The organism is Brevundimonas sp. UBA6550, from assembly GCF_002434505.1.
Classification (GTDB): domain Bacteria; phylum Pseudomonadota; class Alphaproteobacteria; order Caulobacterales; family Caulobacteraceae; genus Brevundimonas.
This window is the reverse complement of the sequence record NZ_DJKE01000001.1, coordinates 167867-181256: the sequence shown is the minus strand read 5'-3', so window position 1 is coordinate 181256 and position 13390 is coordinate 167867. Positions and strand designations below refer to the sequence as shown.

General features: G+C 67.1%; 9 protein-coding genes. 4 read left to right on the top strand and 5 right to left on the bottom strand.

Going from position 1 to position 13390, the window contains the following annotated elements; translation table 11 throughout:
• Positions 1-125: 125 nt before the first annotated feature.
• Positions 126-2189, bottom strand: a complete 2064-nt coding sequence (locus B3Z70_RS00810) for a glycoside hydrolase family 97 protein (RefSeq protein WP_292023972.1) — start codon at positions 2187-2189, stop codon at positions 126-128.
• A 103-nt stretch (positions 2190-2292) separates the two neighbouring features.
• Here B3Z70_RS00810 and B3Z70_RS00805 point away from each other — a divergent pair, with 103 nt between their 5' ends.
• Positions 2293-3318, top strand: coding sequence for a LacI family DNA-binding transcriptional regulator (locus B3Z70_RS00805; protein WP_292023970.1), 1026 nt, complete (start codon positions 2293-2295; stop codon positions 3316-3318).
• Between the two features lie 5 nt (positions 3319-3323).
• Here the strand turns inward: B3Z70_RS00805 and B3Z70_RS00800 are convergent, their stop codons facing one another.
• Genes B3Z70_RS00800 through B3Z70_RS00790 form a run of 3 tightly spaced genes read right to left on the bottom strand, consistent with a single transcriptional unit; the run spans position 3324 to position 7068 of the window.
• Positions 3324-4967, bottom strand: a complete 1644-nt coding sequence (locus tag B3Z70_RS00800; protein WP_292023968.1) for an alpha-amylase family glycosyl hydrolase — start codon at positions 4965-4967, stop codon at positions 3324-3326.
• The gene (locus tag B3Z70_RS00795) at positions 4964-6778 is read right to left on the bottom strand and encodes an alpha-amylase family glycosyl hydrolase (protein ID WP_292023967.1); all 1815 of its coding nucleotides are present in this window, start codon (positions 6776-6778) and stop codon (positions 4964-4966) included. The genes B3Z70_RS00800 and B3Z70_RS00795 overlap by 4 nt, the downstream gene beginning before the upstream one ends.
• The gene (locus B3Z70_RS00790) at positions 6775-7068 is read right to left on the bottom strand and encodes a hypothetical protein (protein WP_292023965.1); all 294 of its coding nucleotides are present in this window, start codon (positions 7066-7068) and stop codon (positions 6775-6777) included. Before B3Z70_RS00790 ends, B3Z70_RS00795 begins: the two co-directional genes overlap by 4 nt.
• Between B3Z70_RS00790 and B3Z70_RS00785 the strand changes: the two genes are divergently transcribed.
• Positions 7067-9907: a TonB-dependent receptor gene (locus B3Z70_RS00785; RefSeq protein WP_292023963.1), complete on the top strand. Its 2841-nt coding sequence runs from the start codon at positions 7067-7069 to the stop codon at positions 9905-9907. The two genes, B3Z70_RS00790 and B3Z70_RS00785, sit on opposite strands and share 2 nt — an antisense overlap.
• A gap of 189 nt (positions 9908-10096) precedes the next feature.
• Positions 10097-11371 carry a sugar MFS transporter gene (locus B3Z70_RS00780; protein ID WP_292023961.1) on the top strand — a complete coding sequence of 425 codons (1275 nt, stop codon included), beginning with the start codon at positions 10097-10099 and terminating at the stop codon, positions 11369-11371.
• Between the two features lie 74 nt (positions 11372-11445).
• On the opposite strand, the gene B3Z70_RS00775 is transcribed toward B3Z70_RS00780, so the two are convergent.
• Positions 11446-12054 carry a TetR/AcrR family transcriptional regulator gene (locus B3Z70_RS00775; RefSeq protein WP_292044436.1) on the bottom strand — a complete coding sequence of 203 codons (609 nt, stop codon included), beginning with the start codon at positions 12052-12054 and terminating at the stop codon, positions 11446-11448.
• A gap of 131 nt (positions 12055-12185) precedes the next feature.
• Here B3Z70_RS00775 and B3Z70_RS00770 point away from each other — a divergent pair, with 131 nt between their 5' ends.
• Positions 12186-13388 (top strand): efflux RND transporter periplasmic adaptor subunit, encoded by a 1203-nt coding sequence (locus tag B3Z70_RS00770; protein WP_292023958.1) that lies wholly within the window; start codon positions 12186-12188, stop codon positions 13386-13388.
• Positions 13389-13390 lie beyond the last annotated feature (2 nt).

The window sequence follows — 13390 nt, the reverse complement described above, 5'->3', positions numbered from 1 at the left end:
GGATGAGGGGGCTGCCGGATACGGACTCCATGTCGGACGATCGGGCTGCTGAACCAGCCCCCTCATCCGTCTCGCTCCGCGAGCCACCTTCTCCCCCGAGGGGAGAAGGACGTCATTGGCGATGCTCATCTCCGCGCCCGCCCCACCGGCACGAACCGGATCGCCTGGCCGCCGCCCGGCGCCAGGGCCAGGGTCAGCACGTCGCCCGACGTCACCTCCCGCTGCTCGATCACGATGTCCTCGCGCTTGGCCTTATAGTCGGCCTCCGGGCCGTCGCGGTAGATTTCGGCGCGGTAACGTCGGCCGGCGTCCAGGAAGTCGAGCGGCGCGCTCAGCACGCGCGGATGCTCGTCGGTGACGGCGCCCAGGGCCCAGACGTCGGACGCCCGGTCCTTTCTGGCGATCACGACATAGTCGCCCATCTCGGCGGCCAGCACGCGGGTCTCGGCCCAGTCGCACGGCACGTCCTTGATGAACTGGAACGGACCGGGATTGGCCTCGTAGTTGACCAAGAGGTCCGCCGCCATCTGGATCGGGCTATAGATCACGACATAGAGCGCCAGTTGCTTGGCCCAGGTCGTCTGCACGCCGCCGGGGCTGCGCGTCTCCATGCCGAAGATGCCGGGCGTATAGTCCATCGGCCCGGCCAGCAGGCGGGTGAAGACCAGGTTCGGCTCGTGCTCGGGCGGATTGCCGGGGTTGCCCCAGGCCGAATATTCCATGCCCCGCTGGCCCTCGCGGCTGATCATATTGGGATAGGTGCGGCGCAGGCCCGTGTCCTTGAACGGCTCGTGGGCGTTGACGGCGACCTTGTGCCGGGCGCCCGCCTCGATCACGCGCATATGGTGCTGGGCCATCGGCTGGCTCTCGTGCCACGCCATGACCATCCGACCGTCCGGCCCCGCCACGCGCGCCCCGCCCGCATCGGCGACATAGCCGGTCTTGACCGAATGGACGCCCAGCCGCTCGTACAGCGCCATCGCCGGTTCAAGCTGCTGCTCGTAGTGGAAGGCGTTGCCGCCGGTCTCGTGGTGGCCGATCAACTGTACGCCCTTGGACCGGGCGTGGGCGCAGACCGCCTCGATATCGAAATCGGGATAGGCCTCGGTGAAGCTGAAGTCCGAACCATTGGCGAACCACTGGCCGTCCCAGCCCTTGTTCCAGCCCTCGACCAGCACCCCGCCCAGGCCGTGTTTTGCGGCGAAGTCGATGTGTTTGATCGTGTTCTCGGTGGTGGCGCCGTGCTTGGGACCGGCGTTCCAGGTCTTCAGCTCCAGGTGCATCTCCCACCAGACGCCGACGTATTTCATCGGCTTGAACCATGACACGTCGCCCAGTTTGTTGGGTTCGTTCAGGTTCAGGATCAGGCTGGATTCGATCAGGCCCGCGCCATTGTCGGCGATCTGCAGCGTGCGCCACGGGGTGTTGAACGGGGCCTGGCGCACCACCGCCGCATTGGTCAGGCCGGGCGTCAGCTGGGCGCGGAAGTTCGTGCCTTCGGAGCGACGCAGGTTCATGCCGGCGTAGTCGATGCAGGCCGCCTCGTGGATCGAGACGTGCAGGCCCGACTGGCCCTTCACCGTCATCGGCGTCTGGGCGCTGCCGACCGCGTCGATTGGGGTGCGATCGTAGAGGTATTCCTCGCGGTTCCATTCCCATGCGGGCGCCCACAGGGCCTCGCCGTTTTCCGCCAGGTTGAACTCGGTCAGTTCCGAGCCGATGCGCACGGTCTTTAGCGCGGGCTGATCCGGGAACTCGTAACGGAAGCCCAGGCCGTCGTCATACAGGCGGAACACCACGTCCACGCGGCGCTGCAGGCCGCCGGTCTCGGCATAGGCGACGCGCCATTCGTTGTAGTGGTTGCGGATGAAGCGGCGCTCGCCCCACGGCTGCTCCCAGGTGTCGTCCACCGTGACCGGCTGACCGGCGGTGATCGCCAGGCCGCGCTCGATGGCGGGGGCGTCGGTCAAGAGGAAGCCCAGCTTGGACGGCGCCACCACGACCCGGCCCTGACGCAGAACCGAATACATCGGCCGCCCGTCGTTGTCGGTGAAGGCCTCGACCGTCAGCACGCCGCCGGGCGAGCTGGCGCGAGCGTGGGTGGCCGTCGTCTGGGCGCGAACGCCCGTCGCCCCGAACGCCAGGATCGACACGCCGCCAAGGGCCAGGAAGGATCTGCGCTGCATCATGGGAACTCCGTTACGCCGCCTCTTGCCAACCGCCGCGAACGGTGGCTGAAATATTTGCAGAAAATTTTGCAGCTTCACCATGCTGCCGTGAGGACCCGCGACCTTGAGCCGCAAGACCACCCGTCTGGAAGACATCGCCCGCCTGGCCGGCGTGTCCATCGCCACCGCCTCGCGCGCCCTGAACGACAGCCCGGCCGTCAACGACCGCACCAAACAGACGATCTGGAAGCTGGCCAAGGAGCACGACTATCCGTTCCGCCGCCACATGCCGGCCGGCCCCATCGGCGCCCAGGGCACCATCGCCCTGGTGGTGCCGCGTCCGCAGGGGCGGGAAGGGCGCCTCAGCGATCCCTTCTTCCTGGAGCTGCTGGCCGGGGTGGGCGAGGCGGCGCGCGAACGCGGCTGCGACCTGCTGATGAGCCATATCTCGCCCGCCAACTATGACGAACTGTCGGCGGCGCTGAACACCAGCCGGGCGGACGGGGTGATCTTCCTGGGGCAGTCCAGCCTGCATTCCGCCTTCAACCGGCTGGTGGATGCCGACCATCGCTTCGTCGTCTGGGGCGCCGAACTGCCGGATCAGGATTATTGCTCCATCGGCTCGGACAATATCTCGGGCGGACGCCGCGCGACCCTGCATCTGGCGCGGCTGGAGCGAAAGCGCATCGTCTTCCTGGGCGACCTGGATCCGCCCGAGGCCATGCAGCGGCATCGCGGCTATCTGGACGCTCTGGCCCAGGCCGGACTGGAGGCCGACGCCGAGCTGATCGTGCCCGCTCATTTCGAGGTCGAATCGGCCGAGGCGACCGTGGACGCCCTGATCCGACGCGGCGTGGTCTTCGATGGGGTGGTGGCCGCCTCGGACCAGATCGCGCTGGGCGCCGTGCGCGCCCTGTTGCACGCGGGCGTCGATGTGCCGGGCCAGGTCTCGGTCATCGGCTTCGACAATGTGCCGTTCAGCCGCTATTCGCGCCCGGCGCTCAGCACCATCGCCCAGGACACGATGAAGGCCGGTCGGCTGATGGTGTCCAAACTGCTGGATCACGGCGGCGCATCGACGGGCATGGGCGCCGGCCGGTCCGAGCGCGTTCCGACCGAACTGATCGTTCGCGAGACCTGCGGCGGCTGAACCCCTCATCTGGCTTCGGCGAAGATCAGGCCGGCCAGCGGCTTCAGCGCCGATCCGTCCGCCTCGGTCCAGTTGACCGCCGCGATCCGGCGCGCGCCGGCGGGAGGAGACCAGTCCACGGCCTCGAAGCCCAGGTTGAACACGCACAGCAGACGCTCGCCGCCCTCGGCCCGTTCGAACCGGCGGAAGATCACCAGATCGCCCGCGCTTTCGATCTCCAGCCCGCCGGTGCGCAGCGCCGGATGGGCGTGACGCAGGGCGATGATGCGGCGCGCGGCGTGCAGGACCGAGGTCGGGTCCGCTTCCTGCGCATCCACCGACATGGGCAGGTGGCGCGGATCGACCGGCAGCCACGGCTCCGCCGTCGAAAACCCGGCGTTGGGCGCGGACGCCACCCACGGCATCGGCGTACGGGCGCCGTCGCGGCCCAGAGTCTGGGGCCAGTTGGCGATGGCCTCGGGATCGACCAGCCGCTCGAACGGCACCTCGGCCTGCGGCAGGCCCAGCTCCTCGCCCTGATAGACGAAGACATTGCCGCGCAGGCTCATCAGCAGCAGCAGGGCCATCTCCGAAAAGGCCTTCTCGTCGCGGCCCTTGGCCCAGCGGGACACCGCGCGCGGCGCATCGTGGTTGGAGAAGGTCCAGGACGGCCAGCCTTCGCCTTGCTGGTCCGGCCACATCTGGTCGCCCTGGCCGATCAGTTCGCCCTTCAGCGTGTCGGCGTAGAGGTAGAGAAAGCCATAGGCCGAATGCAGCCGGTCGTTCCCGGCGGTGAACGCCTTCATCTCGCGGTCGGCGTGGTCGCCGCCGACCTCCGCCACCGTGAACCGGGCGTCATAGCTGTCGGTCAGGGCGCGGATGCGGTTCAGGAAGCCGATGATGTCGGGATGGGACTGGTTGTAGATCTTGTCCTGGAAATCGAACGGGCGCGTGCGCTTCTTGCCGTCCTGGATCGGCGGATTGTCGCGCAAGGACGGGTCATGGATGGCGAAGTTGATCGCATCCAGTCGGAAGCCGTCCACCCCCCGGTCCAGCCAGAACCGCGCCGCCGCGATCAGGGCGTCCTGCACCGCCGGGTTCCTGACGTTCAGCTGAGGCTGAGAGGCCAGGAAGTTGTGCATGTAGTATTGGCCGCGCCGCGCATCCCAGGTCCAGGCCGGGCCGCCGAACACCGACTGCCAGTTAGACGGCGGCGAGCCGTCCGGCTTGGCGTCGGCCCAGACGTACCAGTCGGCGTGTTCGCCGTTGCGGCTGGCGCGGCTGTCCACGAACCAGGGGTGTTCGTCCGAGGTATGCGAGAACACCTGATCGATGACGACCTTCAGCCCCAGCGCCTGGGCGCGCGCCATCAGGGCGTCGAAATCGGCCAGGGTCCCGAAGATCGGATCGACGTCGCAATAGTCCGACACGTCATAGCCGAAGTCCTTCATCGGCGACTTGAAGAAGGGCGACAGCCACACCCCGTCCACGCCCAGGCTGGCGACATGATCCAGATGCGCCGTGATCCCCCGCAGGTCGCCCACGCCGTCGTCGTTCGCGTCGGCGAAGCTGCGCGGATAGATCTGGTACAGGACCGCGCCCCGCCACCAGTCCTGGGAGAGGGCAGGGGCGACGGCGGCCGGGGAAAGGTCGATGGGCTGGGCGGTCACGGCACGCTCTTGCAGACGAGGTAATCGAGAGGGGGAACGCGGACGGCGACGCTGGCGGGCGCCGACGAACGGGCGGCGCAGTCGCCGCGCAAAGCTTGCCACCGAAGCGAGCCGGGCTCCACCTCGACCTGGGCGCTGACGGGCGCGGTCGAACTGTTGAACAGCACCAGCACCTCGCCGCCGTCGTCTGTCAGGCGCGAGAAGGCGAACAGGCCCGGCTTGTCGCCATAGGCCCGAACGACCTGACGGCCGCGCCGCAGCGCCGGTTCGGCGGCGCGCAGCCGCGCCATTTCCGCGATGGCCTTGTACAGCGGCGCCTCGGTCGAATAGGCTGGCTGGCGGCCGCCGACGGGCGTCTCGTTCGCATAGACCGGCGTGCGGCTGGGCCACATGTCCTGGCGCGAGTTTCCGTATCCGCCCGCGCCGGCGAAGCCCTGTTCGTCGCCGTAATAGAGGGTGGGCACGCCCCGGCTGAACATCATCAGCGCATGGGCCAGTTTGATCCGGGCCAGCAGTTCGGCGTCGTCGGCCTGGGGGTTCGCCTGTTTCACGAAGAAGCCGATCCGGCCCATGTCGTGATTGCCCAGGAAGGTCGGCAGGATGGCGGCCGTCTCGGCGCCGTCCGCATAGATCGTATCGGCGTCGAACAGCCTGGCCAGGGCGTCGGTCCCGACCTTGCCCGCCGCGACATCGGTCGCCTGTTTCTGGAACGGGAAGTCCAGCACGGCCGGATAGCCATCGACCCGCGTGAACCGCGCCGTCACGGCCGGATCGGGATCATAGACCTCGCCGAAGATGTGGAAGTTGGGGATGCCCTTGGCGGCGGCGCGGGCCTTCATGGCGGGGATGAAGGCCCGCCAGAATTCGGGGTTCACATGGCGGGCGGTGTCGATGCGATAGCCGTCGATGCCATATCGGTCGATCCAGCCGCCGAAGATGTCGATCATGCCCTGCAAGACCACCGGGTCCTCGGTCAGCAGATCGTCCAGACCGGCGAAGTCGCCGTCCAGGCTGCTTTCGCCCGAGAAGGTGCTCTCGCCCCGGTTATGATAGCGGATCGGATCGTTCAGCCAGGCGGGAACCTTGGCGTTCTCCTCGCCCGCCGGGACGTAAGGGCTGTAGGCGTAGTCGGTCCGGGTCAGGCGCGAGAAGTCGCGACCGTCGAAGCCCTCGTTGATCGCCGCGCCGTCCACCCCGCCCTGGCGCGTATAGGGATAGTCGGCGCGGCTGCGGTAGGCGCAGTCGTTCTGGGGGCATTCGCGATAGCGGATGACGTCGGCGGTGTGGTTGGCCACGATGTCCAGATAGACCTTCATGCCCCGCGCATGGGCCGCATCGACCAGGGCGCGCATCGTCGCCTCGTCGCCGAAATGGGGATCGACCGTGGTGAAGTCGGTGATCCAGTAGCCGTGGTGCGCCGCGCCGGTGTAGTTTCCGTGCGTCTGGACCGGCTTGTTCTTGAAGATGGGCGCCAGCCACACGGCCGTCGCGCCCAGGCCCTGGATATAGTCCAGCCGCTGGACCACCCCCGCCAGGTCGCCGCCGTGGTAGAAGTCGGTGTCGGTCGGGTCGAAGCCGCTGACCAGCCGCTGGGGCGCATAGCCGCCGTGGTCGTTGGCGGGATCGCCGTTGGCGAAGCGGTCGGGCAGCAGGAAATAGATCACCTCGTCCTGGGGCGGGCGCTGGCGCAGCGCCTCCAGCCCGGCGGGCGTCGGGGCGGTCTGGGCCAGGGCCGAGCCGCCGGCGGCGGACATCAGGGCGGCAGCGGCCGCAACCGCGCGCCATCTGTTTCGTGTCTTGGCGGTGTTCATCGTCGTCGCTCCCACACGTCTGGCCGATGCAAAGCCTTCCAGATCAGTTTGCAAGATTTTGCAGCAATGGCTCCGCCTGTCAACGCGGGTTGTTTTTGCTGCAATGCAAACATTATGAGCGCCTTCAAGCCGCGATCAGGTGTCGCAGTTGCAAAAATCCCGCCCTTGTGAAGGCCGTAAGACGGCGGCAACATTAACTGCTTGCAAGGTTCGCGAAGATTTGCATATTTTTGCGACGGCTTAGGGTCGCGACGTTCAGAAATGCGATCAGCCCCAGGGAGGATGATCATGTTCCAACGTCTCAACCGACGCGCGCGTCTGCTGTCCGGTGTCGCCTTCGGCGCCGCCGCCCTCATGACGGTCGGCTCGGCCCACGCCCAAACCGCCGCGGCGACGACCGCGCAGGCCGGCGACCAACCGACCGAAGTCGGCGAAATCGTCGTCACCGGCATCCGCCGCTCGATCGAAGCGTCGATCTCGGCCAAGGCCAACAACACCTCGATCGTCGAGGTCATTTCCTCCGAGGACATCGGCAAGCTGCCGGACGTGTCCATCGCCGAATCCCTGGCGCGCCTGCCGGGCGTGACGATGCAGCGTCTGGACGGCCGCAGCCAGGCGATCTCGATCCGGGGCCTGGGTCCCGACTTCACCACCGCCTTGCTGAACGGTCGCGAACTGGTCACCACCGGCGACAACCGCGGCGTCGAGTTCGACCAGTTCCCCGCCGAACTGCTGTCCAGCGTCGTCGTCTACAAGACCCCGGATTCGGCCCTGATCGGCCAGGGCCTGGGCGGCACCGTCGACCTGCGCACCGTGCGACCGCTGGCCTATGGCCGCCAGGCCATCGCCCTGAACTATCGCCACGAATGGAACGACATCGGCGCCCTGAACTCGGGCACCACCGACAAGGGCGACCGCTACACCGTCTCCTACGTCGATCAGTTCCTGGACGGCACCCTGGGCGTGGCCCTGGGTTACGCCCACATGAGCTCGCCCTATCAGTCCGAACGGTTCAACGCCTGGGGCTATCCCAACTATACCGACGGCAATCTGCTGACCGGCGGGGTCAAGCCCTATGTCATGTCGTCGGAACTGGAGCGCGACGGCTATATGGGCGTGCTGGAATGGCGCCCGAACGACCGTATCCACTCCACGATCGACGCCTTCTATTCCGAGTTCAAGAACACCCAGGTCCTGCGCGGCATCGAATTCCCGCTGGCCTGGGGCGGTCTGGCTGAAACCCCCAACCGCAGCACCAATCCTGTCGTTCTGGGCGGTTGCCAGATCACCAACAATGTCGCGACGCCCAACGTCTGCCGCCCGGCGCCGTCGCTGCGTCCCGGCTACACGGTCGAGAACGGCCTTATCGTCGCGGGCGCCTGGGACAACATCAAGGGCGTCGTCCGCAACGACCTGAACAAGCGCGACAGCAACATCACGGCCCTGGGCTGGAACACCGAGTTCACGATCAGCGACGACTGGTCGGCCAACCTGGACCTCAGCTATTCGAAGGTCGAGCGTAACGACATCATCCTGGAAACCAACGCCGGCACCGGCCGCAACATCAACGGCGCCCTGGACACCCTGGGCTTCCAGCTGACCGGCGACGGCGTGACCCGCTTCACCAGCCGTCTGAACTACGCCGATCCGACGCTGATCAAGATCACCAGCCCGCAGGGCTGGGGCGGCGACGTGATCCCCGAGGGCCAGGCCGGTTATCTGAACACCCCGTCCATCGAGGACGAGCTGAAGGCCGCCCGCTTCTCGGTCACGCGCCAACTGCACCAGAGCCCGTTCAAGTCGATCGACTTCGGCTTCAACTACACCGAGCGCCAGAAGACCTTCGTCAACGACCAATACTACCTCGGCGTCCCCGGCGGCGGCGATCTGACGGTGCCGACCGCCTTCCTGCTGGACCCGACCGACCTGGGCTATCTCGGCATCTCGCAGGTGCTGAGCTACGACGCCCTGGGCCTGGTCAACAGCGGCGCACTGAACCGCATCCGCAACCCGAACGCCGACGTCATCTCGGGCAACTGGGAAGTGACGGAAAAGGTCTCGACCGCCTATGTCCGCGCCAACGTCGATCACAATCTGTTCGGCCTGCCGCTGACCGGCAATGTGGGGATGCAGTTCGTCTATACGGACCAGAGTTCTAACGGCTTCTCGGCCCGTCAGGCGGGACCGGGCGTGTCCCAGACGGTCGCCGTCTCGGGCGGCAAGGACTATCTGGAAATCCTGCCCAGCTCGAACTTCATCCTGCAGGTCGCGGACGACACCTTCGTGCGTTTCGCGGCGGCCCGCACCCTGGCCCGCGCCCGCATGGACGACATGCGCGCGTCGCGGAACTATTCGTTCGACAACGGCAAGAACAATGGCAATGCGTCGGCCGATCAGAACTCGCCCTGGAGCGCCTCGGGCGGCAATCCGACGCTGACCCCCTATATCGCCGATGTGGCCGACCTCTCGTTCGAGAAGTATTTCGCCAACCGCAAGGGCTACATCTCGCTGGCGGCCTTCTACAAGCATCTGGAAAGCTACGTTTATAACCACGACCAGATCTTCGATTTCACCGGCTATCCGACCGGCGGCGTGACGCCCGTCATCAACTTCGGCAAGTCCTCGGCCCCTGACAACGGCGAAGGCGGTTGGATCAAGGGTCTGGAGCTGTCGATCTCGGCGCCGTTCGACATCTTCCATCCCGCGCTGGAAGGCTTCGGCGCCCAGTTCAGCGCCTCGACGACGGACAGCGAGGTCCAGCCCGATCCGACCCAGGCGCCGACCGCCCTGCCGGGTCTGTCGGAGAACGTCATCAACGGCTCGCTGTACTATGAGCGCTACGGCTTCCAGTCGCGGATTTCGGCCCGCTATCGCTCGGACTACCTGGGCGAGGTCGCCGGCTTCGGCAACGGCCGCACCCTGCGTTCGGTGGCGGCGGAAACCGTGGTCGACGCCCAGGTCGGCTACGAGTTCCAGTCCGGCGCGCTGGAGGGGCTGTCGGTCCTGGCCCAGGTCAACAACCTGACCGACGAACCGTTCAAGACCTTCCAGAACGGCGATGAGCGTCAGACCATCGACTACCAGCACTATGGCCGCACCTTTGCGGTCGGTCTGAACTACAAGTTCTGATCTTCCTTCTCTCCGAGCAGACTTGGGCCGCCCCGATCATGGGGCGGCCCTTTTTCGTCCGACGGCAAAAGTTTGGTTACAGGACGCGCTTTTCGGCTGGACGCACGGCCCGCGATGTCGGAACCACGTCGGTCTGAAGAACCGCGCGGCACAGCGCGGCCGATGACGCCACTGGGGGACCTGACTTTCATGACCACGACGGACGCTGGAAAACGCCAGGGCGCAGGCCTGGCCTTCGCCTATGTCACCACCCTGTTCTTCGCCTGGGGCTTCGCCACCTCGCTGATCGATCCGCTGATCGCGGCGGTGAAGCGGGTGTTCGACCTGAACAACGCCGAAGCCTTCCTGACCACCTTCGCCTGGTTCATCGCCTATGGGCTGATGTCGCTGCCGGCCGCATCGGTGCTCAGCAAGCTGGGCTACAGCCGCTCGATCATCGGCGCCCTGATCGTGATGGTCGCCGGCTGTCTGATCGTGCCGGCCGCGACGGCCGCCGACTGGTATCCGGGCGTGCTGATCGCCCTGTTCGTCATCGCGTCGGGCGTCACCCTGTTGCAGGTCGCCGCCAATCCGCTGGTCGCCGAACTGGGCAGCCCCAAGGGCGCCTCCAGCCGCCTGAACCTGTCGCAGGCCTTCAACTCTCTGGGAACGACGATCGGGCCGTGGCTGGGTTCGCACGTCCTGCTGACGGGCGGCGTCTTCGCCGCCGGCGCGGTCGTGACCGCCGCCACCCGCACCCAGTCGCTGCGCAGCATCGACATGGCCTTCCTGGGCATGGGCTCCTTCTTCGCCCTGGTCGCCGTCTTCATCTTCACGGCGCGCAAGAAGATCAACGCCGCCGCGCCTGCGACGACCGAGGCCGTGTCGCCGCTGAAGGCCCTGTCCTCGCCCTGGGCGATCTTCGGCGCCCTGGCCATCTTCCTCTACGTCGGGTCGGAGGTGGCCATCGGCGGGATGCTGACCAACTTCCTGGAAAGCCCGGAAATCCTGAACGCCCCCATCGAGACGGCGGGCAAGATGGTCGCCCTGTACTGGGGCGGGGCCATGGTCGGCCGCTTCATCGGCTCGGCCGTCCTGACCAAGGTGCGCCCCGGCATCGTCCTGGCCTTCTGCACGGTCGCGGCCGCCACCCTGTGCCTGACCGTCAGCCAGCTGGGCGGACCGACGGCGGCCTATGCCGTCCTGTCCATCGGCCTGTTCAACTCCATCATGTTCCCGACCATCTTCACCCTGACGCTGGAGCGGTCGACCGCCCCGACCTCGGCGACGTCGGGCCTGCTGGTGTTCGGCATCATCGGCGGCGCCCTGCTGCCGCAGGTCGCGGCGCACATCGCCGACGCGGCGGGCGATCTGCAGCCGGCCTTCATCGTGCCGATGCTGGGCTATGTCGGCCTGACCGTCTTCGCCATCGCCTGCATCCGCACCAAGGCCCTGACCGAGGTGACGACGACCGCTTCGCACTAAGCGATACGTCGCCGGACAAGACGAAGGGCGCGGAGGGAGACCTCCGCGCCCTTTTTCAATTCTCCGTCGCGCGATCAGCCGTCGATCAGCGCCTGAAGGATGGGGGCCAGCCGGTCGCGCATCTCTTCGCACTGGGCCGGTTCGATGTTGAAGCTGCCGCCGCCCAGCTCGCGGCTGACGGACATGCCTATGATGAAGCCGGCCAGCAGACGCGCGCGCACCGTGGCGTTCGGTCCGCTCAGCCATTCCTCCAGCGGGCCGAAGAAGCGCGAGGTGCAGGTCGTCTGCACCATCTCCGCCGCCTTGTTCGAGCCGATGGAGCGCAGCATGATCGACATGCCCTTCAGCTTTTCGGCGGTCTTGGGCTCGAACACGATCTCATTGGCCACGCGCGCGCCGAACTCGGACTTTTCGCCGGACATCAGCGTGCTGCCGTCGCCGCAGCTGTCCAGCGCGGCCAGGAACAGGTCGTCCTTGGAGCCGAAATATCGGCTGATCAGGGCCGCATCGACGCCCACGTCGCGGGCGATGTCGCGCATCCCGACGTCGTCATAGCTCTCGGCCGCGAACCGTTCGCGTGCAGCATCGAGAATGGCCGTGCGCGTCGCGGCGGCGTTTCTCGGGCGTGGGCCGGGACATAACAAGGGTGTGACACTCCACAGAACAATAACCGTAGCTCCCATATGGCTTTGTCAACGCGTGTTGACAAGCGCCACGGCCCCGACCATTAAGTCACCATGCGTTGACAAGGCCGACTCCCCATTGGCCGATGTCCGCTTGACTGGGATTTACCTCCGACAGGGAGATTGCGCAGATGCGCGGGCTGAAGATTGCGGCTGTATCCGTCATGGCGACGGGTGCGCTTTATGGTTGTTCCCCAAAGGCGGAGGCTCCGGCGCAAGGCGCGCCCCCGGTGACGGTGGCGACGCCCCTGCAGCAGCAGGTGCGCGACTGGGACGAGTTCACGGGCCGGTTCGAGGCGGTCGAGACGGTGGACGTGCGCGCCCGCGTCGGCGGCTATATCCAAGCGGTCCACTTCCGCGACGGACAGATGGTTCAGCGCGGCCAGCTGCTGTTCACCCTGGATCCGCGTCCGGCCCAGGCCGCCCTGGCCCAGGCCCAGGCCCAGGTCGCGCAGATGCAGTCGCAACTGACCCTGGCTCGCGCCAACCTGGCCCGCAGCGAGACGCTGCTGGCGTCCCAGGCGGTGTCCAAGGCCGAGTATGATTCCAACAAGGCCGCCGTGGATGCGGCCCAGGCCAATCTGGCGGCCGCCAACGCCGCGGTCCGCAATGCGCGGCTGAACCTGGACTACACCCGCGTCACGGCGCCGACCTCGGGCCGCGTGTCCGACCGTCGCGTCGATCCGGGCAATGTCATCGCCGGCGGATCGTCGGCCGGCGACGTCCTGACCACCATCATCTCGGGCGGGCCGATCCACTTCGTCTTCGACGGTTCGGAAGCGGTGCTGCTGAAATACCTGCGCGAGGGCGGCGCCAACCAGGGCGCGACCGTCAACGTCCGCCTGCAGGACGAAAGCACCTACAAGCACACCGGCCGCCTGGACTTCTCGGACAACGCCGTGGACACCGCCTCGGGCGTGATCCGCCTGCGCGCCATCCTGCCCAACGCCGACGGCTTCCTGCGCCCCGGCATGTTCGGCAGCGCCCAGGTCGCCGGCGCCGGCGCCTACAACGCCCTGCTGGTGCCGGATTCGGCCATCGGCACCGATCAGGCCCGCCGCACCGTCGCCGTCGTCAACGCCGACGGCACCGTGACGAACAAGGCGGTCCAGCTGGGCCCCATCGTCCAGGGTCTGCGCGTCGTTCGTTCGGGCCTGGCCCCGACCGATCGCGTCATCATCGCCGGCCTGCAGCGCGCCGCCCAGCCGGGTTCCAAGGTCACGCCCAAGAACGGCAAGATCGAACCCGTCGCCGCCGACGCCTCCCAGGCGCCGGTCACCCAGGCGGCCCCGGCGTCCAGCGCCTCGTTCGCCAACTCCATTCCCGCTGGCTAAGC

Bases quoted from the DNA above. Each gene is read 5' to 3' on its own strand.
- B3Z70_RS00810 (WP_292023972.1), bottom strand. From the start codon at position 2,189: ATGATGCAGCGCAGATCCTTCCTGGCCCTTGGCGGCGTGTCGATCCTG.
- B3Z70_RS00780 (WP_292023961.1), top strand. From the start codon at position 10,097: ATGACCACGACGGACGCTGGAAAACGCCAGGGCGCAGGCCTGGCCTTC.
- B3Z70_RS00790 (WP_292023965.1), bottom strand. From the start codon at position 7,068: ATGATCATCCTCCCTGGGGCTGATCGCATTTCTGAACGTCGCGACCCT.
- B3Z70_RS00770 (WP_292023958.1), top strand. From the start codon at position 12,186: ATGCGCGGGCTGAAGATTGCGGCTGTATCCGTCATGGCGACGGGTGCG.
- B3Z70_RS00795 (WP_292023967.1), bottom strand. From the start codon at position 6,778: ATGAACACCGCCAAGACACGAAACAGATGGCGCGCGGTTGCGGCCGCT.
- B3Z70_RS00775 (WP_292044436.1), bottom strand. From the start codon at position 12,054: ATGGGAGCTACGGTTATTGTTCTGTGGAGTGTCACACCCTTGTTATGT.
- B3Z70_RS00785 (WP_292023963.1), top strand. From the start codon at position 7,067: ATGTTCCAACGTCTCAACCGACGCGCGCGTCTGCTGTCCGGTGTCGCC.